This is a genomic window from Janthinobacterium svalbardense, assembly GCF_002327145.1.
GTDB classification, from domain to species: domain Bacteria; phylum Pseudomonadota; class Gammaproteobacteria; order Burkholderiales; family Burkholderiaceae_D; genus Janthinobacterium; species Janthinobacterium tructae.
Window position 1 is genome coordinate 1,337,510 of the sequence record NZ_CP023422.1, and the last position, 24,028, is coordinate 1,361,537.

General features: G+C 59.8%; 16 protein-coding genes and 1 pseudogene. 9 read left to right on the forward strand and 8 right to left on the reverse strand.

Annotated elements, in window-relative coordinates; genetic code table 11:
• Position 1 precedes the first annotated feature (1 nt).
• The 7 genes from xdhC to CNX70_RS05980 all read left to right on the forward strand — a co-directional run bounded on the left by xdhC (position 2) and on the right by CNX70_RS05980 (position 12,353).
• Complete coding sequence (xdhC, locus tag CNX70_RS05950; RefSeq protein WP_096233941.1) at positions 2-1,081, forward strand: xanthine dehydrogenase accessory protein XdhC; 1,080 nt, start codon at positions 2-4, stop codon at positions 1,079-1,081.
• A 9-nt stretch (positions 1,082-1,090) separates the two neighbouring features.
• Positions 1,091-2,407, forward strand: coding sequence for a guanine deaminase (gene guaD, locus CNX70_RS05955; RefSeq protein ID WP_096233942.1), 1,317 nt, complete (start codon positions 1,091-1,093; stop codon positions 2,405-2,407).
• A 43-nt stretch (positions 2,408-2,450) separates the two neighbouring features.
• A complete protein-coding gene (locus tag CNX70_RS05960) occupies positions 2,451-3,953 on the forward strand; it encodes an adenosine deaminase family protein (RefSeq protein ID WP_096233943.1) in 1,503 nt (500 codons plus the stop codon).
• A 792-nt stretch (positions 3,954-4,745) separates the two neighbouring features.
• Positions 4,746-8,180, forward strand: coding sequence for a TonB-dependent receptor (locus CNX70_RS05965; protein WP_096233944.1), 3,435 nt, complete (start codon positions 4,746-4,748; stop codon positions 8,178-8,180).
• 156 nt (positions 8,181-8,336) lie between these two features.
• Positions 8,337-10,034, forward strand: coding sequence for a bifunctional metallophosphatase/5'-nucleotidase (locus tag CNX70_RS05970; protein ID WP_167389617.1), 1,698 nt, complete (start codon positions 8,337-8,339; stop codon positions 10,032-10,034).
• 16 nt (positions 10,035-10,050) lie between these two features.
• A complete protein-coding gene (locus tag CNX70_RS05975; RefSeq protein WP_096233945.1) occupies positions 10,051-11,280 on the forward strand; it encodes a phospholipase D-like domain-containing protein in 1,230 nt (409 codons plus the stop codon).
• Positions 11,281-11,288: 8 nt separating this feature from the next.
• Positions 11,289-12,353 (forward strand): S1/P1 nuclease, encoded by a 1,065-nt coding sequence (locus CNX70_RS05980; protein ID WP_096238297.1) that lies wholly within the window; start codon positions 11,289-11,291, stop codon positions 12,351-12,353.
• Positions 12,354-12,675: 322 nt separating this feature from the next.
• On the opposite strand, the gene CNX70_RS05985 is transcribed toward CNX70_RS05980, so the two are convergent.
• The gene (locus tag CNX70_RS05985; RefSeq protein WP_096233946.1) at positions 12,676-13,440 is read right to left on the reverse strand and encodes a DeoR/GlpR family DNA-binding transcription regulator; all 765 of its coding nucleotides are present in this window, start codon (positions 13,438-13,440) and stop codon (positions 12,676-12,678) included.
• Between the two features lie 85 nt (positions 13,441-13,525).
• On the opposite strand from CNX70_RS05985, the pseudogene CNX70_RS28810 reads away from it, so the two are divergent.
• Positions 13,526-14,110: pseudogene (locus tag CNX70_RS28810) on the forward strand (hypothetical protein); the annotation flags it as partial.
• Between the two features lie 419 nt (positions 14,111-14,529).
• Here the strand turns inward: CNX70_RS28810 and CNX70_RS05995 are convergent.
• From CNX70_RS05995 to CNX70_RS06030, 7 genes are all read right to left on the reverse strand, one after another.
• Positions 14,530-15,501, reverse strand: coding sequence for an ABC transporter permease (locus CNX70_RS05995; protein ID WP_096233948.1), 972 nt, complete (start codon positions 15,499-15,501; stop codon positions 14,530-14,532).
• A gap of 4 nt (positions 15,502-15,505) precedes the next feature.
• A complete protein-coding gene (locus tag CNX70_RS06000; RefSeq protein ID WP_096233949.1) occupies positions 15,506-16,585 on the reverse strand; it encodes an ABC transporter permease in 1,080 nt (359 codons plus the stop codon).
• On the reverse strand, positions 16,582-18,111 hold the full coding sequence (locus tag CNX70_RS06005; RefSeq protein WP_096233950.1) for an ABC transporter ATP-binding protein: 1,530 nt from the start codon (positions 18,109-18,111) through the stop codon (positions 16,582-16,584). Before CNX70_RS06005 ends, CNX70_RS06000 begins: the two co-directional genes overlap by 4 nt.
• Positions 18,112-18,192: 81 nt before the next feature.
• Positions 18,193-19,188, reverse strand: coding sequence for a BMP family lipoprotein (locus tag CNX70_RS06010; RefSeq protein WP_096233951.1), 996 nt, complete (start codon positions 19,186-19,188; stop codon positions 18,193-18,195).
• A gap of 491 nt (positions 19,189-19,679) precedes the next feature.
• Positions 19,680-20,582, reverse strand: coding sequence for a LysR family transcriptional regulator (locus tag CNX70_RS06020; RefSeq protein WP_096233953.1), 903 nt, complete (start codon positions 20,580-20,582; stop codon positions 19,680-19,682).
• An 85-nt stretch (positions 20,583-20,667) separates the two neighbouring features.
• Complete coding sequence (locus CNX70_RS06025; protein WP_425269225.1) at positions 20,668-21,597, reverse strand: pseudouridine-5'-phosphate glycosidase; 930 nt, start codon at positions 21,595-21,597, stop codon at positions 20,668-20,670.
• 3 nt (positions 21,598-21,600) lie between these two features.
• Complete coding sequence (locus CNX70_RS06030; protein WP_096233954.1) at positions 21,601-22,770, reverse strand: carbohydrate kinase; 1,170 nt, start codon at positions 22,768-22,770, stop codon at positions 21,601-21,603.
• A 367-nt stretch (positions 22,771-23,137) separates the two neighbouring features.
• On the opposite strand from CNX70_RS06030, the gene xapA reads away from it, so the two are divergent.
• Positions 23,138-23,977, forward strand: coding sequence for a xanthosine phosphorylase (gene xapA / locus CNX70_RS06035; RefSeq protein ID WP_096233955.1), 840 nt, complete (start codon positions 23,138-23,140; stop codon positions 23,975-23,977).
• The last annotated feature ends 51 nt before the right edge of the window (positions 23,978-24,028 follow it).

The window sequence follows — 24,028 nt, forward strand, 5'->3', positions numbered from 1 at the left end:
GATGAGCGACTGGCTGACAGCAATCGAGAATGACGCGCAGGCATCCGTGCTGGTGACGGTGGCCCTGGTGGAAGGTTCCGGGCCGCGCGAAGCGGGCGCGAAGATGCGCGTCACCCTCGATGGTCAAATGGACACCATCGGCGGCGGGCACCTGGAATTGCGCGCCGTGGAAATCGCCAGGACCATGCTGGCGACAGGAGACACGCATGCGCGGCTCGAGCGTTTTGCGCTCGGTCCCAGCCTCGGGCAATGCTGCGGCGGCGTCGTCCACCTGGCCTTTGAATATGTCGATGCCGGCCTGCAGGAATTGCTGGCCGCCTTGCGCGAGCGCCGCCAGCACGATAGTTGGCGCCTGACGGCACTCGATGGCGATGCCGCGTCGGTTCTGTTCGATGCGGAGGGCACGCTGATCGCTGGCATGCCAGGCCTGGCGCCCGATACGTTTGCACGCGAACGCAGTACCCATGTCGCGCAGGGCAGTGAAGGGCGGCGCTGGCTGGTCGACCCCTGCCTGGCGCCGCGCGCCCATCTGACCTTGTTCGGCGCCGGCCACGTGGGCGCCGCCATCGTGCGGGCGTTGGCCCACTTGCCCTGCACTATCACCTGGGTCGATGAACGCGAAGACATGTTTCCCGCAGCGTTGCCGGTGGGGTTGCCAAGTAATGTGCGCATCGCTGCCACCGACACGCCCGAGGAATTTGTCGCCATGGCGCCGCCCGGTGGCAGTTTTCTCGTCATGACGCATAGCCATGCGCTCGATCAACGCTTGACGCAAGCCATCATGGCGCGCGAGGATGCGGGCTGGTTTGGCTTGATCGGTTCGCACACGAAACGCAAGCAGTTCGAGCACCGCCTGCAAGCGCGCGGCGTGCCGGACGAGCGCATTGCCGCCATGGTCTGCCCGATCGGCATGCCCGGCATCCGCAACAAGACGCCGGCCGTGATCGCCGCTTCCGTTGCCTGTCAATTACTCATGGTGTGGGAGGAAGCCGCCAGCGCGGCCCTGGCCGCACCGCTGCGGCTGGCCTCTGCCAGCGCGCCACCGCGCCGCCAACCACGCGCCGCCACTCACCCGTTATAGAAAGACGTCATGCCGATTGTTCCTGCCACATTGCAAGCTTACCGTGCCAGCTTGCTGCACTTCCACGCCGATCCCGCTTTCACCGAGGAGGCACACGCCTGGCATGCGGACGGTTTGTTGATCGTCGCCGATGGCAAGGTCGTGGCGGCCGGCGATTACGCGCAGCTGCAAGCGACTTTGCCACCCGGCACCGAGATCGTCGATTATCGTGGCAAGCTGATCGTGCCCGGCTTCATCGATACGCATCTGCATTTCCCGCAGACGGAAATGATCGCCTCGCCCGCACCGGGCTTGCTGCCGTGGCTGGAGACGTATACCTTCCCCACCGAGCGCGCATTTGAAGACCCTGTGCATGCGCGCAATGTCGCCGAGTTTTTCCTCGATGAACTGCTGCGCTGCGGCACCACCACGGCCATGGTATATGGCAGCGTGCATCCGCAATCGGTGGACGCCTTCTTTGGCGCCAGCGAGGCGCGCGGCTTGCGCATGGTGGCGGGCAAGGTCATGATGGACCGCAACTGCCCCGAATTCCTGCGCGACACGGCCGAGTCCGGCGCGCGCGAAAGCGAAGAGCTGATCCGGCGCTGGCACAAGCACGGCCGCTCGCTGTATGCGATTACGCCCCGTTTCGTGCCCACCTCGACGAATGAGCAGATGCACCTGGCGGGCGAACTGGCGCGCGCCTATCCGGATACGTATCTGCAAACCCACGTGTCGGAAAACGAGGATGAGTGCCGCTGGGTGCGCGAACTGCATCCGCAGGCGCGCAGCTACCTCGATGTGTATGACCAGTACGGCATGCTGCGCCCGCGCGCCATGTTCGGCCATTGCATCTGGCTCGATGAGCGCGACCGCGCGCGCATGGCGGAAACAGCTTCGGCGGCCGCCATTTGTCCCACATCCAACTTGTTCCTCGGTAGCGGCCTGTTCGATTTCGAGCGGGCCGATGCGGCGAAAGTGCTGTTGTCGCTGGCCACCGATGTGGGCGGCGGCACCTCGTTCTCGATGTTGCAAACCATGAACGAAGCCTATAAAGTAGCACGCTTGAAAGGCAGCTATCTGCCCGCCTTGCGCATGTTTTATCTGGCGACCCTGGGTGCTGCACGGGCCATGCAACTGGAAGGTACCCTGGGCAATTTCGCGGCTGGCACGGAAGCGGACTTCATCGTGCTCGACAAGCAATCGACGCCGCTGCTGGCGCGCCGCACGGCCGGCTGTCAAAGCCTGGAGGAATTGCTGTTTGCCTTTGCGCTGCTGGGCGACGACCGCGCCGTGGCCGCCACCTATTCAGGCGGACAATGCGTGCATGTGCGGGGGCAGGGCTGACCTACCCGTTGTTCCATACGAATTATCCTGAGCGAGAACGCGAATGCACAAGAAACTCACTGGCCTGGCGCTTGTCGCCGGGCTGGCATTGACCGGAACGGCGCAGGCCGCCAAGGCGGTGGCCACCCCGTCTTCCAACGAAGCGGCCACCGCGCGCCATTTTGCCGCCCTGCTTGCCGGTGCGCAGCCGAAGACAGCCGAGTTGAGCCTGTTCTTTTCCATGATGCCCAAGGGCGGCGATTTGCATCACCATTACTCGGGCGCCATTTACGCCGAGCAATTCCTCGATTGGGTCGACAAGGAAAACTATTGCGTCAACAAGACAACATACCGCATCGAAAGCAGCAAGGACGTCGTGGCGGCCGAGCGCGCCAAGCCGCCCGCGCAGCGTGGCTGCCTGTCGTCCACAGAAGTGTTTGCCGATGCGGGCCTGTATGCGCAATTGCTGCAGCGCTGGTCGACCAAGGATTTCTACAACCACGGTGCCATCCAGACGCCACCGGACCGTACTTTCTTTGACACCTTTGGCTACTTTGGCCCCGTCGCATCGAGCAATACGGCGGACGGCCTGAAAACCCTGAAGCAGCGCGCCATCGCGGAAAACCTCAGCTACATCGAGACGATTTTCGAGCTGTCGCCGTTCGTGCAGAACGCGCAGTTCGACCAGCAAGTGCTGGCGCCGGGCTTGCCGCCGGCAGCCCTGCAAGCCGTGCTGGCCAACTGGACAGGCAGCCTGGAGCAGGACGCCAGTTTTCAGAAAAGCATCACCGCCTACAACGACAACGTCAACGCCAGCAGCGCCGGCATCGACGATGCGAATTTCACCATGCGTTACCAGGCGTATGTGCTGCGTTTCCTGTCGCCATCGCAAGTGTTCTCGTCCATGGTGGCCGCGTTCAAGGCAGCCAGCCTGAATCCGCTGCTGGTGGGTGTGAACATCGTGGGCCAGGAAAGCGTGAATGTGTCCATGCGCGATTACAGCTTGCACATGGAAATGTTCAAGTTCCTCAAGGCAAAATATCCGAACGTCAAAATCGCCCTGCATGCCGGTGAGCTGGCGCTGGGCATGGTGCCGCCGGAAGGCATGGCGTTCCATATCGCCGAAGCCGTCGATGTGGCGGGCGCCGACCGTATCGGCCACGGCATGGATATCGCGTACGAGCACGATGCGCTGGCGACCATGCAAAAGATGCGCGAGCGTAACATCCCCGTGGAAGTGAACCTGACCAGCAACGATTACATTCTCGGCATCAAGGGCCAGGCCCATCCGATCACCCTGTACCGCAAATATGGCGTGCCCTTTGTCATTTCTACCGATGACGCGGGCGTGTCACGCAATACCCTGTCGAATGAGTACGTGCTGTTTGCCAGCCAGTACAAGACCGATTATGCGGAAATCAAAAAGCTGTCGTATAACAGCCTGCGTTATTCGTTTTTGGCTGAAGCCGACAAGCAACGTTTGCTGAAAGCGCTCGATGCCCGTTTCAGCCGTTTTGAAGCGCAAATTGCCGCCGCCGACAAGGCAGGCAAGAGCAAAAAACCGTAAGTTGCGCGACGTTCACAACTGATACTATCAAGGCGGCCGGATTTTCCGGCCGTTTTCCATTCCCCCTCCCAAATCCCCAAGCTGTTATTTTGTTAACTTTGTGGCGGCCATGCGACACAATTAACGACAGATACACGACTTTATCCAATTTTATGGATGAATCAATTTCAAGTACATATTGCTCATTTATAATCTCGCGCCATAAGCCCGGACGCTGTCAGCACGATATCAATCCAGCTAGTTACTCCATGCTATTTATACTTAAAATATATAAATATGTAAAAAAAAACGTATTTGTCATCCATTTTTTGTTGATGCATAGTGAGATGGATGTGATATTAAAAAGTCACAATTCATATGGGCGATATCGTATGAAGATGGGTATTTGCAGTAAATAAAGGTGAGATGCAGTGTGAAACAAACAGTCGCGCAGTTAAGTGACGACATTTCACTGCATTTTATCGCCGTGTCACAGTCTTGAAATATTTAACAATTACACTCGCGGCTTGCCATGTTAGCCGGGTAGGCATGTCGGGTGAATGACACAGGTGCTAGCGCCTTGGGTCATACGGATCGGTCGCTATTTTTCCGCCGTTATTGTCTGGATAGGAATAGCAGTGATGTGTGGAGCGGCGTTTTGTGATGGTCTTGTCAAGACCGCAGCCAGTCCAGCCGGCGCAACAGTTGCAGCATCGTAAAGAGGAAATGTTGTGTTTGTGTTGCTGTGCGGCATAGCCGGACGGTGGGGCAATCCAGGATTTTCAAAAATAATAGTCTTTTCTGGGGTTAAAGATGATCAATCACAAGCGACTTCGGCTGACGCAAATCGCGTTCAGCCTGTCTATTGCACTGGCGGCGGTACCATCGTTCGCACAGAACACTACATCTTCCATCGGCGGCCGTATCTCGGCCACCGATGGCAAGCCGGCAGCTGGCGCCACTGTTACCATCGTGCATACCGAATCGGGTTCTGTCAGCAATGTGACGACCGATGCGGAAGGCCGATACGTCGCCCGCGGCTTGCGCGCTGGCGGTCCATACACCATTACTATCACCAAGAATGGTGAAGTGGAAAAACGCGAAGGCGTGTTCCTGGAACTGGCCGAAACGGCCAATGTGGACGCCACCCTGGGCGCCCAGCTGCAAGTCGTGAACGTGACGGGTACGGGCGCACGCGCACAGATCTTTAATCGCAGCAATATGGGTGCCGGCACCAACATCGGCGCCAATGAGCTGGCCATGCAGGCGTCGATCCAGCGCAATTTGCAAGATTACGCCCGTTCCGATCCGCGTGTTTCGCAAACCGACAAAGAGCGCGGCGAATTGTCCGTTGCCGGCCAGAACTCGCGCTACAACTCGATGACCATCGATGGCGTGGCCGTGAACGATACGTTTGGTCTGGAATCAAATGGCAGCCCGACCGCCAAGCAACCGATCTCGATCGATGCGATCCAGTCCGTGCAAGTGAACGTCGCCAACTATGACGTGACGCAAAAAGGCTATACGGGCGCCAATATCAATGCCGTGACCAAGTCCGGTACCAATGATGTCAAGGGCAGCGTCTACTACGTGTTCCGTAATGACCGGATGGCCGGCGACCGCTACGACAACGTCAAAGACAGCTATTACGCACCAGCGCCGTTCCGCGAAACGACCAAGGGTATTTCCGTCGGCGGCCCGCTGATCCAGGACAAGCTGTTCTTCTTTGCCAACAAGGAAAAGCTGGAAAGTACCCGCACGGCGCCAAACTTTGGTCCGCTGGGCAGCTCGATGACGAACGTCGGCGTTACCGAGTCCGCTATTTCGGCTTTACAAACGATTGCCAAGGAAAAGTACAACTTGCCAGTCGGTACCACTGCCGTACCTGCTAACACGAAGTTGACGGTAGACGATGTCTTGTTGAAACTGGATTGGAACATCAACGACAACCATCGTGCGATGGTTCGCTACTCTAAAACCGATCAGTCCGAGCCAATGTTTACGGGCGTAACGTCAAGCGGCATCGCCTTGAACTCGGCCTGGCGTTCGCAGGAAAAGTCGATCGAAACCATCGTCGGACAGTGGTTTGCCGACTGGACGCCGAATTTCTCGACGGAATTCAAAGTATCGTCGCGCGACTATGAAAGTCTGCCGAAGAACAATTCCACCTTGCCGACCATGTCCCTCAAGTTTACGGGACCATTGCCGGCGGGATCTCCCGCAGGCGTGTCGACCAATGACCGTTTCCTGAACTTCGGTACCGACCAGTCGTACCAGTTCAACGTCTTGCGCACCAAGACAAAAGATGCCTACCTGGGCGCCAACTGGGCCCTGGGCGATCATGAAGTCAAGTTCGGCACCGACTTCAGCAAGAACGATGTCTACAATGCGTTCCTGCAGAACATCAACGGTAACTACACCTTCGGTTGTATCAATAACGTTGGATACTCGTTTGTCAAACCGAATCCGGACGGTAGCACTACTTTCAACTGCAACAATTCAGCTGCCCTTCAGGAACAAGCCGTACTGGAAAACTTCCGTACGGGACGCCCTAGCTCTTACCAGGTTCAGGTACCGTTGCCAGGTGGTTCCCTGGAAAATGCCATTGCTGATTTCAGCTTGAAAAACTATGGCTTCTTCGCTCAGGACGTATGGACCGTCAGCAAGCAGTTGACCGTGCAGTATGGCGTGCGTGTCGACAAGGCAGGTATCAGCGACCGTCCGCTGTATAACGCTGCTGCGGCCGCACCTATGGTAGCTGGCAACGCGCAGACTGGCAAAGTACAAAGCGGCGGTTTTGGACTGAACAATACGCAAACCATCGATGGCCAGACGCTGTGGCAGCCACGTGTAGGCTTCAACTACAAGTTTGACAGCGCCCGTCCTACCCAATTGCGCGGCGGCTTCGGCCTGTTCCAGGGCGCGGCAGCGACAGTCTGGATGTCGAATCCGTTCGCCAATCCTGGCGTGGCGACGCGTATCGTCGGTTGCGGTACCAGCGGCTTCAAGGCTTGCCCATCGGTAGGTGGCTTGTTCAATCCTGATCCGAACGCCCAGCCGACGAACTTTGCTGACGCTGCACCTGCAGCCAACGTGGACTTCCTGTCGCCTAATCTGCGCCAGCCATCGATCTGGAAGGGCAACCTGGCCTTCGAACATGAGTTGCCATGGATGGGTCTGGTTTTCGGCGCGGAATACCTGCGTACGCAAAACAAGGATGCCATTTACTATGAGCATCTGAATCTGGGTGCTGCGACGCGTACCGGTACCGATGGTCGTGAGCTGTACTACTCGAACACTGCCTATAATACGAATTGCTGGACATCTACCGGCGGCTTGTCGTCGACCAATGCAGGCTGCTCGGGTTCTTTCGCCAAGGCACTCAAGAATCCTGCCTACAACAACGTCATGGTTGCCCAGAAAACGGACAAGGGCGCAGGCAATCTGGTGACCCTGTCGGTCAGCCAGCCGATGACCAAGGGCTTCGGCTGGTCGGTTGCCTACACCTATACGGATGCAACCGAAGTCTCGCCTCTGACCTCGTCGGTATCGACGTCGAACTTTAACGCCCGTTCGATCTTCAATCCGAACGAAAACGTTGCCGCCAATTCCGGCTACCTGGTAAAAGACCGCTTCAATGCTGTGTTGAACTTCCAGAAGCGCTTCTTTGATAACTACAAAACCAGCTTCGGCCTGTTCTATGAAGGCCGCAAGGGCAAGCCATTTAGCTGGACTTACAGCAATGACTTGAACGGTGACGGCGTCAGTGGCAACGACTTGATGTACGTCCCATCGAAACCAGGTTCCGGCGAAGTGGTATTCCGTGGCGATACGGCGACCAGCCATGCCAACGAAGACCGTTTCTGGGCATTTGTTAATGCAAACGGTGATCTGCGTAGTGCCGCAGGCGGTGTGGTCAAGCGTAACGATAGTTTCTCGCCTTGGACCAACAGCTTCGACATGCGTGTCAGCCAGGAAGTCCCAGGCTTCTTCAAAGGCAACAAAGGCGTGTTCACGATGGACTTCTTCAACGTGGGCAACATGATCAACCGCAAGTGGGGCCGTATCAATGAAATGGCTTTCCGCTCGGCTGGTGGTCAAACGCGTAACTTTGTTGATTTTGCCGGCCTCGATGCTCAAGGCCGTTATATCTACCAAGTGCGTGACAAGGTAGAAGACTATACCGTGCGTCAACAAAAGGGTGAGTCCCAATGGGCAATCCAGGCTACGGTCAAGTACGAGTTCTAATCTCGACGCTTGACTGACGTTCCGAACGGCTGGTGGCGACACCGGCCGTTTTTTCGTTTATGTTCTGCTTTCCTGTAAGGCTCGGACGGGCTTGCGGCGCGTGGCGCCCCCCCGGATGAAATAGCATTTTTGAATACTGATAACCATGTGGGGACCATGAAACATCATCTGACACCACTCGCCGCGGCGGCGGCCCTAACCTTGCTGCTGGCCGCTTGCGCCACGCCTTCCACGCCTTCCGCGACGCCCGTCGATATCAATCTGGTCGCCCTGAACGACTTCCACGGCAATCTCGAGCGCAGCAAATTTACCTACACGAGCGCCGTCGATGCCGAGCGCAAGACGGTGCAGGCGGGCGGTATCGATACCCTGTCCGGCGCATTGAAGGCCTGGCGGCGCGAAGATGCGCAGCTGATTTTTGTCGGCAATGGCGACCTGGTCGGCGCCAGCCCCGCCATGTCGGCGCTGTGGGCCGATGAACCGAGTATCGTCGCCATGAACATGCTGGGCATGAAGGCCAGTTCCGTCGGCAACCATGAATTTGACCAGGGCAAGGCGGAACTGCTGCGCCAGCAGCGCGGCGGTTGCGCGTCGTCGCGCGCGGACAAGGCGTGCAAGTTCACGCCCGACTTCAAGGGCGCCAGCTACACCTATATGGCGGCCAATGTGATCGACACGCAAACGGGCAAGTCCCTGCTGCCCGCCTACCGCATCGAAGAGGCGCATGGCGTCAAGGTGGGCCTGATCGGCGCCGTGCTGAAAGATACGCCATCCGTGGTGACGGCCGCCGGCATTGCCGGCCTGCAGTTTGGCGATGAAGCGGACGCCATCAACGCCACCTTGCCGCAGTTGCGCGCGCAAGGCGTGGGCGTGTTCGTCGTGCTGCTGCACCAGGGCGGCGAGACGACCGAAGCCGTCGACCAGCCCGATTGCAGCCACCTGAAGGGCGAAGTGGTCGACGTGGTGAAACGCCTCGACCCGGCCATTCAATTGGTCATCAGCGGCCATTCGCACCAGGGCTATCTGTGCCGTGTCGATGGCCGCCTCGTGACCCAGGCACAGATGGGCGGACACATGTTGACGCGCATCAAGCTCAAGGTCGATCCCGTCAAGAATGCGCTGATCGATGCCAGTGCGCACAACGTCGTCATGCTGCCAGGCATGTATGAGCCGGACCCGGCCGTGGCTGCCTACCTGGAATCGGTCAAGCAGCGCAGTGCGGCCGAATTGTCGCGTCCCGTCGCCGCCATCGCCGTGCCCAGCGTGGGCCGCAGCACCAAGGGCAGCGGCGCTTCCGCGCTGGGCGACCTGGTAGCCGACAGCACCCTGTTCGGCGCGCGCGCTGCCGGTGCGCAAATCGGCCTGATGAACAATGGCGGCATCCGCAAGGACCTGGAAGCGGGCGCCGACCTGATGACGAACGTGGGCCAGAACCAGGCCGTGGTGCCGTTCGGCAATACCCTGATCGTCGTCAGTCTTTCCGGTGCACAAATCCGTACCTTGCTCGAACAGCAATGGCCGGGTGCCGAAGCGGAGGAGAACAATCTGCTGCAAGTGTCCGAAGGTTTTACCTACCGCTGGGACAGCACGCAGCCGCAAGGCCAGCGCGTGCTGCCGGGCAGCATCATGCTCAATGGCATTGCTCTTGAAGACAATCAACAATACCGGGTCGCCGCCAACAGTTTCCTCGCCGGCGGAGGCGACCGTTTTACCGTGCTGGCGGCCGGCACGCGCCGGCTCGACACGGGCGTGCGCGACATCGACGCCTTCAGCGATTACCTGATCGCCCGCGCGCGTGCCGGCAAGCCCGCTGGCAGCGCAACGGCAGCGGGCCGCATCGTGCGCGTCAAATAATTTACAAGGAATAAGCATGCGTCATTTATCTGTTTCCCTGCTCGTCACTACCCTGTTCGCGGGCACGGCCCACGCCGATTTCACCATTCCCGGCTTTGAGCTGGTGCACACCTCGCCCGTGGAAACCACCTTGACCAATCCCGACCTGCGCGAGCCTGTCGCCGTGTGGCGCGAGCTGTTCGATTCGGCAAAAAAAGAGATCGTCATCGCCCAGTTCTATGCCGTCAGCAAACCGGGCACGGCTTTTGAAAAAGTGCTGGCGAGCCTGACGGCCGCCGGCCAGCGTGGCGTGAAGATCCGCTTCCTGCTGGACCAGAAGGGCGTGGGCCTGTCGGAAGCGGCGACCATCGCCCGGATCAAGGCGATTCCGAACCTGGACTTGCGCCTCATCGATTTCAATAAAATCACGGGCAACGGCATCGTGCACGCGAAATACCTGGCCGTCGATGCTGAGGTCGCGTACATCGGCAGCCAGAATTTCGACTGGCGCTCGTTCGAGCACATCCATGAAACGGGCTTGAGAATCACGGAAGCCGCCATGGTCAGCCAGGTGCAAGCTATCTTCGAACAGGATTGGCAAGCGCAGGCATTGACGTCGCAAGGCAGCCGCGCCACGGTGCTCAACAGCAAGGTGGTGCCCGCCAATTACGCGCAAAACGCTTTCCTGCTGGCCAGCCCGAATGCGTATAACCCCGCTGGCGTGGGCGACTCGGAAACGGGCTTGCCCGCCTTGCTGGCCGAAGCGAAAAGCGAAGTGCGCATCCAACTGCTCGATTACGCACCGCTGTCCTACGGTCCGAACCGCACGCGCCCGTACTACGCCGTGATCGACAACGCCGTGCGCGCGGCCGCCCAGCGTGGCGTGAAAATCAAGCTGATGGTGTCAAGCTGGAACACGGAAGCGCCGGCCATCGCCTACCTGAAAAGCCTGGCCCTGGTGCCGAACGTGGAAATCCGCATTGTGACGATTCCTGCGGCCTCGACGGGGTTCATTCCATTTGCGCGCGTGATCCACAGCAAGACCATGAGCATCGATGGCAAGCTGGCCTGGGTCGGCACGAGCAACTGGGCGGGCGGCTATTTCGATTTGTCGCGCAACCTGGAAGTGGTGCTGCGCAACGATGCCATGGCGCAGCGCATCGCCGCCCTGCATGAGCAGACGTGGAGCTCGGCGTATGCGCAGCCGATCGACATCAATAAGCAGTATCCGAAACCGGCCAAGGCCACGCCGCAAGGCAAGGAGTGATGGTGAACATGAAAAAACTGTTGAGTGTGCTGGCGCTGGGGGCCGCTTTTGCCTCCGGCAATGTGCTGGCTTGGGGAAATGACGGCCACCGCGCCGTGGGCGCCATCGCCGATCAATTGCTCAAAGGTAGCGTGGCCCAGGCGCAAGTGGCCAAGTTGCTGTTGCCCGGCGAAAGCCTGGAAAAGATCGCCAACTGGCCCGATTGCGTGAAGGGCACGTATTGCGGCCCGCAATCGCCGGAAATGCTGACCTATGTCGCGGCCAATCCGAAGCATGGCGAATACCACTACACGAACGTGCCATTCCAGAATGCGCACTACCACGACCATGGCGTGGGCACGGCTGACGACGATATCGTGCAAACGCTCAAACAGGCGATCCTGGTGCTGCAGGGCAAGGCTGATGCGGCCAGCAATCCGCACGGTTTCAGCCAGCGCGAAGCACTGATTCTGATTACGCACCTGGTAGGCGATATCCACCAGCCTTTGCATGTGGGCAATGCGTTTCTCGGCAAGGATGGCCAGTTTTTCGTGCCCGCCACGCAGGCGCAGATCGATGACATCGCCATTTTCAATGCACGCGGTGGCAATGACTTGCTGCTCGACGATGCGAAGATGACGGCCTTGTCCGACGCCGTGATTCCCGCGCCGCTGCCGGCGGAAGAGGGAGCCGCGAAAGCTCCAGCCTATCCGAAGTCGCCCACCAAGCCTCTGCATTCGTATTGGGACACGACCGTGGTCGATTACGCCATGCGCCGCCTGAGCACGCGCACGCCGCAGCAGTTTGCGCGTACCGTGATCGCCAGCACGCCGGTGGTGAGCGCCAATACTGGCGACCCCGCCACCTGGCCGTATCAGTGGGCCGATGCCGCGCTGGCGGCGTCCAAGATTGCGTTCACGGACGTGGTGGCCGGTCCGGCCACACAGCAGACCAGCCGCAAGGGTGAGGTCTACAAGGTGTGGGCCTTGACGGTGCCGGACAACTATCCCGTGCCCAGCTCGGCGCTGGCGAAGCAGCAGCTGATCGAGGGCGGCTATCATCTGGCGGCCGTGCTGCAGGCGATCTGGCCATAGTAACAGTGTCATTTGAAAGCGGCCTGCGGGCCGTAATGCCGTTCAGTTAAGCTGTCCGACGCATTTAAGGGCAAAGGTGTAAGGCGTAAAAACGTAAAAATGGCGGGCCGGAGACGCGAGCCCGAGAAAATGCCGATGGCGGCGTTGCAGCTCCTCGCCGTACATGCGTACTGTCTTCGTCGCTGCGCCTTGCCCTCGACATTTTTCAGGCTCGCTTGGCCCGGTACCCCTGTGCGGGCGACTGGGGCTTTAATCCGTTTTGCAGGTCTACTGGTCGCGTAGGGGCGCTATCTGAACGGCATTAGCCTGCGGGCCGCTTTTTTCATGCCAGGGTGATGTTGATTCCCATCTCGCGGTAGGGCGCGAGCAGGGCCTCGTCCACGTCGCGGTGCACGATGATGTCGTTGACCTGGCTCAAGGGCGCGATCTGGAATGGCGAGGCTGTGTTGAACTTTTCCGGCGAGGCCAACACGACGGTGCGGTTTGAGGCATCGCTCAGCGCGCGTTTCACGCACGCTTCTTCGTAATCACCGGTGGTGATGCCCGCTTGCGGATGCAGGCTGGCCACGCCCATGAAATACAGGTCGGCGCGGATGCGGCCGATGGCTTCCACTGTCGCTGCGCCGACGCCCACGATCGAGTGCTTGTACAGGCGCCCGCCCAGCATCAGCACTTCGATCGATGGGTGATTCACCAGTTCGACGGCAATCGACGGACTGTGCGTGACGATGGTGGCGTGCAATTTCCGCGGCAATTGGCGCGCCAGTTGCACGGCGGTCGTGCCGCCATCGAGAAACACCACTTGTCCCGTTTGTATCATGGCACCGGCCGCGCGGCCGATGGCGGGCTTGGCTTGCGGCGAAAGTTGTTCGCGACCCGCAAATGGCGCCAGCGCGGGCGAGCGCGGCAGCAAGGGCAGGGCGCCGCCGTGCACGCGTTCCAATAAGCCTTCTTTTGCCAGCTCGCGCAAGTCGCGCCGTATCGTGTCCTCCGACAAGCCCAGGGCATCGCTGACGGCCCTGGCGACGAGCTGGCCTTCGCGCTGGAGCAAGTCCAGCAGGTATTGTTTGCGTTGATGTGTCAGCATGCTTTTTCTTGTATTTTCTTGATATTACACGAGTTTGCATGATAAAGTCGGCGAAAGCAAGCACACGCAAGCACAAGGAGATGAAATGCGCGAAGAAAGTACAAAGCAGGAACGGGTCCGCATCCAGCAGGTGCAGACCCTGTCGCACGACTGGTATCTATTGCAAAAGACCACGTTCGATTACCTGCGCCACGACGGCGAATGGCAGACACAGACGCGGGAAACCTATGACCGCGGCGATGGCGCCACCATCCTGCTCTACAACAAAATCAAGCGCACGGTGATCCTGATCCGCCAGTTCCGCTTTCCCACGTATCGCGAGGGCCACGATGGTTTCCTCATCGAAGCAGCGGCCGGCTTGCTGGAACAGGCCAGCGCGGAACAGCGCATCCGTGCCGAGGTGGAAGAGGAAACCGGTTACCGGGTGGGGCAGGTGCACAAGGTCTTCGAAGCCTTCATGAGTCCCGGCTCCGTGACGGAGCGCCTGCATTTCTTTGTCGCCGAATACGACCCCGCCAGCCGCATCGGCGATGGCGGCGGCCTGGCGCATGAGGGAGAAGATATCGAAGTGCTGGAACTGCCCCTGGCGCAAGCGCTGCAGATGGTGATGGACGGCCGCATCTGCGACGGCAAGACCATCATGCTGCTGCAGCATGCGCAGCTGCACTTGATGCCGCGCAAACTTGGCATGCAGATACTGGTTGCCGGCCCCTACCGCTCCGGCACGGGCGACGATCCCGCACTGATGGCGGCGAATGTGGCGGCCATGCAAGCCGTTTGCCTGCCCCTGTATGCCAAGGGACACATGCCCGTGCTCGGTGAATGGCTGGCCTTGCCCATGCTGGCGCTGGCGGGTTCCACCCGGGTGGGCGACGCCGTGTACGAGGAACTATTTCACGCGCATGCGACGCGCTTGTTGAGTCACTGCGATGCGGTGCTGCGGATTGGTGGTGCATCGGCTGGGGCAGACCAGATGGTGGCCGTGGCGCGCAGCCTGGGTCTTTCCGTATTTTTTTCACTGGACGAGATTGCACCGGCGTAAAAAAAGCGAAGCCCGCAGGCTTCGCTTTTGCATTCGCTCGTTGAAATTTAACGAGATTTGACGAACGGAATACCGATCGCTTTTGGCGCGATGGATTTCGCCATCAAGCCCGCCAGCACGATCACGGTGACGACATACGGCACCATCTGGATCAAAGAGCCGGGGATGCGGCCCACGACGGGCAAGTCCACGCCTTCAATCTGGATCTGGATGGCGGCGAAGAAGCCGAACATCAGACAGCCGAGGAACGTGTAGATGGGGCGCCAGTTGCCGAACACCATGGCCGTCAGGGCCAGGTAGCCGGCACCGGCCGACATGTCACGCAGGAAGAAGCCGCTTTGCACGATGGCCAGATAGGCGCCCGAGAACGAGCACAGGATGCCGGCCACCAGCATGGCCAGGTAGCGCGTCGCTTCCACGCTCACGCCGGCCGAGTCGGCCGCATGCGGGTTTTCACCGCAGGCGCGCAGGCGCAGGCCGAAGCGCGTGTGGTACAGCAGCCAATGCACGAGCGGGATCAGCAGGAACGCCACATACACGAGGATGGAATGGCCGCCGATCAAATGGGCATACACCCAGCCGATGAACGGAATGTGTTCCACGTACTGCGTGCCCGGCAAGACGACGTCGAACAGGCGCGCCGAACCGAGGTCGGGCGTGCGGCCGCCTTGCTGGAAGAAAAATTGCGCCAGAACAAAGGTCAGTCCGCTCATGGCGATATTGATCGCCATGCCGGCCACCAGCTGGTTGCCCTTTTGCGTGATGCTGACGTACGCCTGCAGCAGGGCCAGGGCGACGCACACGAGCATGCCGGCAGCCATGCCGTAATACGGGTTTTGCGTCGTGTAGGCCACGGCGGCGGAAGCGAAGGCGCTGGCCAGGATCTTGCCTTCCAGGCCGATGTCGATCATGCCGCTGCGTTCGGCGAACAGGCCGGCCATGGCGGCAAAGATCAGGACGGGCGCATTGCGCACGGTCGATACCAGGATGCTGGCGAAATGAAAGTCGTCGAGTGTCATGGTGTTAGCCTTTGGTGCGCTTGAGCAGGGCGGAAATGGCCGGTGCGTAGAAGTTTTCCATGGCGCCGCAGAACAGGATGATCAAGCCCTGGATGAAAATGAACGTTTCCGTCGGGATATTTGGTTTTTCCAGCGACAAATCAAAACCGCCCTGTATCAGCGCGCCGAAGAGCACGGCCGACAAAAAGATGCCGACCGGGTGCTGGCGGCCCATCAGGGCGATGGCGATGCCGATGAAGCCGGCGCCACCCACAAAATTGAGCGACAGATAATGCGTCGAACCCATGATGGAATTGACGGAGCCGAGGCCCGCCAGCGCGCCGGAAATGAGCATGACGATGATGATCATCTTGCTGATCGACACGCCCGCATAGTGGGCCGCATGCTTGTTGAGGCCCGTGGCGCGCAGCTTGAAGCCCCACGACGAGCGCCAGACCATCACGCCGTAGATGACCAGCGCGGCGATCGCCAGAATAAAACTGATGTTCAGCGGGGTGTCGCCCAAGGATGGGAACCAGGTGGAGAGACGCGGCATTTCGCCGCTTTCCGCAAACACGCGGCTGGCCGTGTTTTGCTCGCCCGGCGGAATCAGGTATTTCACGATCACGAAGTTCATCAGGCTGGCGGCGATGAAGTTGAACATGATGGTGGTCACGACAATGTGGCTGCCGCGCTTGGCTTGTAGATAGCCGGGCAAGAAGCCCCACAGCGCGCCGAACAGGGCCGCACCGAGCATGGCCGCCGGAATCAACAGCCAGGCGGGCAGGGTCTGGTCGAAGGCCAGCATGGCCACCGTCAAGCCCAGGCCGCCGATATACATCTGGCCTTCGGAACCGATATTGAACAGGCCGGCCTGCATCGCCACAGAGACCGACAGGCCCGTGAAAATGAAGGTGCTGGCGTAGAACAGCGTGTAGCTCAAGCCTTCCGGATTGAGGATGGCGCTGTTGACGAGGATACCCAGCGATTCGGCCGGATCTTCTCCCAGCATATAAATGACCAGGGCGGCGACCAGCAAGGCCGACAGCAGGTTTAACATGGGCATGACAAAGGCTGTCGCCCAGCGTGGCAAGTCGTTATTCATGATTTATGCATTCCCCCCATCAACAGACCGATGCGGGTGGTATCGAATTCTTCAATTTTCAGTTCGCCGGTGATGCGTCCGCCGCACATGACCAGAATGCGGTCGGCCAGCGCCCGCACTTCTTCCAGTTCGACGGACACCAGCAGGATTGCCACGCCCGCGTCGCGCAGGGCCAGCAATTGCGTATGGATGCTTTCGATGGTGCCGATATCGACGCCGCGCGTGGGCTGGCCCACCAGCATCAGTTTCGGCTTGGCCAGCACTTCGCGCGCGATCACCACCTTTTGCTGGTTACCGCCTGACAATAAACCGATGCGCAGGTCCGGGTTCGCCGGACGCACGTCGAAGGTTTTCAGCAGTTCCGCGCAGCGCGCGCCGATGGCCTTGAAGTTGAACAGGCCCCAGCGGTTTTTCAGGTGGTCCTGGTAACCGAGGATGGTGTTTTGCATGACGGAAAAATTCTTCACCACGCCATCGCGCAAGCGGTCTTCCGGAATGTGGGCGATGCCCAGTTCACGGAAGGCCAGCGGCAAGCCGTCGGCGTCAGTGCGCTTGCCAAACGGCAAGTCTTTATCCAGGAAGCGCAGCTTGCCGGACGTCGGCAAGCGCATGCCGGACAAAATTTCCAGCAGTTCGCTCTGGCCATTGCCGGAAACACCCGCGATGGCGACGATTTCGCCGGCGCGCAAGTTGAAACCGATGTCGGCCAGCAGCTTGACCTGTTGCGCGTCGGCCAGTTGCAAATCAGCCACTTCCAGTACCGTGGCGCCCGGATTGTACGGCGCGCGCGGCAAATGGCTCTGGATGGGGCGCCCGACCATCATGTTGGCCAGTTCTTCTTTCGAGGTGCCGGCGGTCGCCACGGCGCCCACCACCGTGCCGCCGCGCATGACGGTGACGTTGTCGGTGATTTCCAGGATCTCTTGCAGCTTGTGCGTGATCAGGATGATGGTCTTGCCTTGCTCCTTGAACAGGCGCAGGATTTCAAACAGCGACGCCGTTTCCTGGGCCGTCAGCACGGCCGTCGGCTCGTCGAGGATCAGGATATTGGCGCTGCGGTAAATCTGCTTGAGGATTTCCACGCGCTGTTGCGCGCCGACGGACAGGTCTTCGATCTTTGCCAGCGGGTCGACGTCGAGGCGGTAGCGCGCGCAAATCTCGCGCAGCTTGGCTTCCGCTTCGGCACGGTGGCTGGCCAGGCGAAAACCGCCTTCCGTGCCCAGCATGATATTGTCGAGTACGGTGAAGTTCTCGACCAGCATGAAATGCTGGTGCACCATACCGATGCCGAGATTGATCGCTTCCTGGCTGTTGCGGATAGGCTGTACTTTCCCGTCGAGCAAGATTTCTCCGCCGTCGGCACGGTAATACCCGTACAGGATACTCATCAAGGTCGATTTGCCGGCGCCGTTTTCCCCCACCAGGCCATGGATACTGCCCTTGGCGATGGAGAAACTGACGTCGGCGTTCGCCTTCACATGTCCAAACTGCTTGGAAATGCTGCGAAATTCTACTGCTGGCTGCATAGGTTCATAACTGGATAGTTTCATGGAAACGCGCCGCGCGGAGACAGGCCCCGGCGGCGCGCTAGAAGATATGGAGAAAAATTAAACCGGGCAGCTGCTGCCGACGCGGTAATCGATCACTTTGATCTTGCCATCGATAATGTCCTTACGCGCACCCAACACGCGCTTTTCGATTTCCGGCGTAATCAGCTTGCGGTTGTTGGCATCGAGCGCCCAATCCACGCCGCCTTCTTTCAAACCTTTATAGCTGACGCCACCCTTCCAGGTGCCGTTCTTGACTTCCATGAAGCTGTCATACACGGTGTTGTCGACGCGCTTGACCATCGAAGTGAGGATGCTGCCCGGGTACAAACCATTCTGGTTCGAATCGACGCCGATGGCCAGCTTGCCTTTTTCCTTGGCCATTTGCAGCGTACCCATGCCGCTGCCGCCGGCCACGGCGAAAACGACATCGACGCCGCGTTCGAATTGCGAGCGGGCCAGTTCGCCACCCTTGGCCGGGTCATTCCAGGCGCCGGACGTGGTGCCGACCATGTTTTGCGTGATTTCCGCTTTCGGATTGATGGCCTTCACGCCTTGCGCGTAGCCGCAGGCGAAGTTGCGGATCAGGGGAATATCGATGCCGCCGATGAAGCCGACCTTCTTGCTCTTGCTGGCCATGGCTGCCGCCACGCCCACCAGGTAAGAGCCTTCTTCTTCCTTGAAGACGACGGAATTGACGTTGCTGCCGGCGGCCTGGCCGTCGATCAGCACGAATTTCACGTTCGGGAATTCTTTTGCGACTTTTTGCACGGCTTGCGTTTGCGCAAAGCCGATGGCGGCGATCATGTCGAGTTTCTTGCGGGCCAGGCCGCGCATGACTTGCTCGGCTTGCGTATCGCTCGATGCCTGAACTTCGATGAAGGAAATGCCTGTGTCTTTTTTGAAGCGCGAGGCGCCTTCGAAAGCGGATTGGTTGAACGACTTGTCGAACTTGCCGCCCGCGTCATACACGACACCCAATTTTGGGGTAGCCGCGGACGCTTGAGCAGTCAGGAATACGGCTGCGATCGTCAAACTAAATTGTGTAAGTTTCATGAATTGGCTCCTGGAAGATCGATATTGTATATTTTTTATAGGTGAAACATATAATTTGGGGCCGATTTAGCCTGTTTTTGATGCACGAGATGATAATTCCTTATCAACATTGCACCGTATTGAACAAGATCATGCACAAGATCATTGCTGGCATCGGATGCTTTTATGTTGACAGTGTGATGCTCATGCAACAGTCGCACCCCGTCTCTTTTATGGTTACAACATCGAATGGGGCTGCCGGAGCGGGCCGGGATGCGCCGTCAATGGACGGGCAGGGCAGGCGCAGGACCGGCGCCGCGATGGGCGTCCGAATCACTATGCATCATGCCAGATATGTATGACAAATACGTTTTTGTTTAGCTATTTATATGATAGCCATATAAATTGGCATGCAAACCCAAAACGAAGGGCTGGGGTCGGACTCTGAAGGTCCGACCCCGGTCTTGCTGCTTTTCGGGGTGGCGTTGCTTGCTGACGCTTGAGGCTTTGCCTCAATTAGCTGGGGGATTGATGATATTCAGGAAGGCCCGCACGACGGGCGCGTCGTCGAGCGTGGTGTAGCTGATGTACAAGTTGGCCGACGGTGGATTGGTCTTGATCGGCAGGAAGACGACGCCGGGCCAGCCGATGCGGCTCGTCGTTTCCGGCACCAGGGTCACGCCCAGGCCCGCGCCCACCATGGCCAGCAGGGTTTGCGGCTCGCTTGCTTCCTGGAAAATCACGGGTTCGAAACCGGCATTGATGCAGCATTGCACCAGGTAGCGGGGAAAGGCCGACTTGTCGAGGTTCAGGGTGAGCATGGGCTCGTGGGCGATGTCGATCAGCTCGATGGCCGTGTTTTTCGCCAGCGGATGGTGTTCGTTGACGGCCACGCACACGTTTTCGCGGAAGCACAGCTCCTGGCGCAGGTTGTCGTGGCGCAAGTCGTCGTCATTGAGTTTCGGTTCGCGCCAGAAACCCACGTCGATCTGCTTGGCGCGCAAGGCTTCGTATTGCACCGTGGGACCAAACTCATGGATGGTCCAGCTGACGCGGGGAAATTTGGTCTGGAACTCTTCCAGCAGGCTGGGGATGGGGCCCCACATGGCCGAGCCGACGATGCCCACGCGCAAGCGGCCCACTTCGCCGCGGTCGATCTGGCGGATGGTGTCGATGGTCATGCGCATCTTGGCCAGCAGCTCGGCTGCCTCGTTCATCAGCGCCTTGCCCGCCACGGTCAGCTCGAAAGTGCGCGTGGTGCGCGCAAACAGGCGCACGCCCAGCTCGCTTTCCAGTTTCATGATCTGCTGGCTCAGGGGCGGCTGCGAGATATGCAGGCGCTCGGCAGCGCGGCTGAAGCTTTTCTCCTCGGCAACGGCAAGAAAATACTTTAACTGTTTCAGATCGATGGACATGCTTTCCTTGGCGTTGCGTCTTGCTAGGCGATGGAACAGCGCGCGAACCCGTGAAGGCGCGCGCGCTTTCTTTACAGCGGTCCTATTATCGTGCCACGACCGCCTGCATGGCAATGGCCAGCGCGGTGCCGACCTGGGCATTGTGCTTGACCAGCGCGATATTCGTCGCCAGGCTGCGTCCGTCCGTCAACTGCTTGATGCGCGATAACAGGAATGGCGTGACTTGCTTGCCTTTCACGCCACCCGCGTCCGCTTCCTGCAGCGCTTGCTTGGTGATCGCGTCGATTTCTTCCTTGGGCATCGCTTGCGCGGCCGGTACCGGATTGCTGACGATGACGCCGCCTTTCAAGCCCAGCTGCCATTTCGTGCCGATGAAAGCGGCCTGCTCGGCGGCCGTATCGAGGCGGAAATCGGCCTTGAAGCCGCTTTCGCGCGTGAAGAAGGCGGGAAAACCTTCCTGGCCCACGCTGATGACGGGCACGCCATGCGTTTCCAGGTATTCCAGGGTCAGGCCGATGTCGAGGATGGATTTGACGCCCGCGCAGACGACGGCGACCGAGGTTTGCGCCAGTTCCTGCAAGTCGGCGGAAATGTCGAAGCTCGTTTCCGCGCCGCGGTGCACGCCGCCGATGCCGCCCGTGACGAACACGGTAATGCCGGCCAGTTGCGCGCAGATCATGGTGGCGGCCACGGTGGTGGCGCCCAGTTTGCGCTGCGACAGGACGAACGGCAGGTCGCGGCGGCTGACTTTCATGGCATCGGGCGAGGTGCCCAGCAATTCAAGCTGTTCCGGCGACAGGCCCACGCAGATCTTGCCGTCGATGATGGCGATGGTGGCCGGCACGGCGCCGCCGTCACGGATGATCTGTTCCACTTCGCGCGCCATTTCCACGTTTTGCGGATACGGCATGCCGTGCGAAATGATGGTCGATTCCAGCGCCACGATGGCCTTGCCGGCGGCGCGCGCGGCTAGCACTTCTTGCGAGAACGAGAGGAAATTATTCAATTGCGTCATGTGTCAATCCTGTTGAAAGAGGGTAGGGGGAGGCGGCGCCAGGTCGGCATCGTCGATGTCGTCGAGCGCGCCGGCGGAAATCTTGGGGGAGACAGTGGCAGCCGATTCCAGGGTCATGGCGGCCAGCTTCAGGCCGCGCCGGCACGCCAGTTTCAAGTCGCTGCTGTCGTGGTACAGCGACCAGCAGACGGCGGCGGAAAACGCGTCGCCGGCGCCCGTCACGTCGACGGCGGCCACTTCGCGCGCGGCCAGGTGGACGATGGGCGCGTCCAGGCTGTCGCCATCCGTAAAGTACACGCCTTCGCCGCCGCAGGTGACGATCACCTGGCGCGCGCCCTGGCGCTGCACCTCGCGGCAGGCGGCGCGCAGCTCGGTCGCTGTGGGCAAGGCCCGCGCCACGCGCGTTTCCAGTTCGCCCCGGTTGAGGATCAGCAAATGCAAGCCCGTCAGGTCTTGCGGCAGGTGCGCCATCTTCGGCTGCGAGACGGCGACGATGACCAGCGGCGTCGCCGGGCTATTTCCCTGGGCAGCATCCTGGCGCGCATCGGCCAGCAGTGCCTGCACGCTGTCGTGGCCCAGGTTCAGGTCGCAGACGGTGAGGGCGGCGGCGGCGCGCTGCGGCTGGCGGCTATGCAAGAAGGCCGGGGTCAGCTGTTCGTAGAGTTGCATATTGGCCATCGCCAGCAGCATTTCGCCATGCTCGTCGAGCACGGCCGTATAGGTGCCGCTGCTGGTGTTGCTCAGATGTAAGCTACCGCGCATGTCGATGCCCGCATCTTCCGCATGCGTCTGCAGGGCGTGGCCGGCCGCATCGTCGCCCAGCGCCGTCAGCAGGGCCACGGGGATGGCCAGGCGGGCCAGGTTTTCCGCGATGTTGCGGCCCACGCCGCCAAACACTTCTTCCGAGCGCACGGGATTCGAGGTACCCATCTGCAGGGTCGCCAGGGTGCGCATCTTGCGGTCGAGGTTGGCGGCGCCTATGCATAGCACGGGGCGGCTGTCGGGCAGCACGTAGGCGCGTCCCAGCAGGCGTCGCTCGCGTATGAGTCCGGCGATATGGCCGGCGACGGCCGAGCGAGACAAGCCCAGTTCGCTCGCCAGGTCTTGCTGCGAGATGAAGGGGTTGTTGCGGATCAGCGTGTACAGCTGGTCTTTTTTATTGGTATCGGTCACTGGTTTTCGCTGAAGGGTTAAACATTTGTCTGTGACTGTAAACATTTGTCTTATCAGTGTCAAGCTCGTGCGAAGCGTGCGCGAAAACTGCTCGTATGGAGCTTGTATGCATGGATTCCCCGGGCATGGCAGGCCTGGGCTAGCCTCGACTATAATATCGGCCATTTATATTTGAATTGTATAAATGGGCAAGAAAAATGGTATTTGCCATACATATTCCGTTTGATGCATAGTGGCGGCAAATAGCAGCCATACGCATTTCGATAGTCCCGTAACACCATACATACCCGATACCTGGGCCGCAGCATCTTGCTTTGTACTGCCGCGCAGGCAGCAACCATCATCATTAGTCAATCAGAGGATAACCATGTCGAACAACACCCCTTTCCACGCCGCCGAAATCATCCGCGCCCGCGCTCCTGAAAATTTCAAGCCGCGCGTGGCGATGATCCTCGGCTCCGGCCTGGGCGTGTTGGCCGAGCAGATGACGGACGCCGTCAGCATCAGCTTTGACGAATTGCCAGGTTTTCCGATCAGCACCGTGCACGGCCATGCCGGCGAACTGGTAGTCGGTACCCTGTCGGGCGTCGCCGTCGTCTGCATGAAGGGCCGTGGCCACTTCTATGAAGGCTATGGCATGGGCGTGATGACGAGCGCCATCCGCACCTTGAAACTGCTGGGCTGCGAAATGCTGTTCGTCACCAACGCCGCCGGTTCCCTGCGCCCTGAAGTGGACGCCGGCAGCCTGGTGGCCATCAGCGACCATATCAACCTGCTGCCAGGCACGCCGATGGTCGGCCCGAACGACGACCGCTTCGGCCCGCGCTTCTTCAGCATGGCCAATGCCTATGACGCCGAACTGCGCCAGCAAGTCAAGGACACGGCAGCCTCGAACGGCATCACCTTGCACGAAGGCGTGTTCGTCGCCTACCCTGGCCCGAACTTCGAAACGGCCGCCGAAATCCGCATGATGGCCCGCCTGGGCGCCGACACGGTCGGCATGTCGGTGGTGCCGGAAGTGGTCTCGGCCCGCCATTGCGACCTGAAAGTGGTGGGCGTGTCCGTCATCACCAACCTGGCCGAAGGCATGTCGCCATTCGCCCTGTCGCACGAGCAAACCCTGAAATACGCGGCCATCGGCGCGAAAGACCTGGTCAAACTGATTCTGGCTTTCCTCTCCAAAGTCGCTGAAAAACCGCAAGCCTGAGTACTTTTTTATGCAGTAGCGGCGCGCCGGCCACCGGCGCTGCCGCGCGGC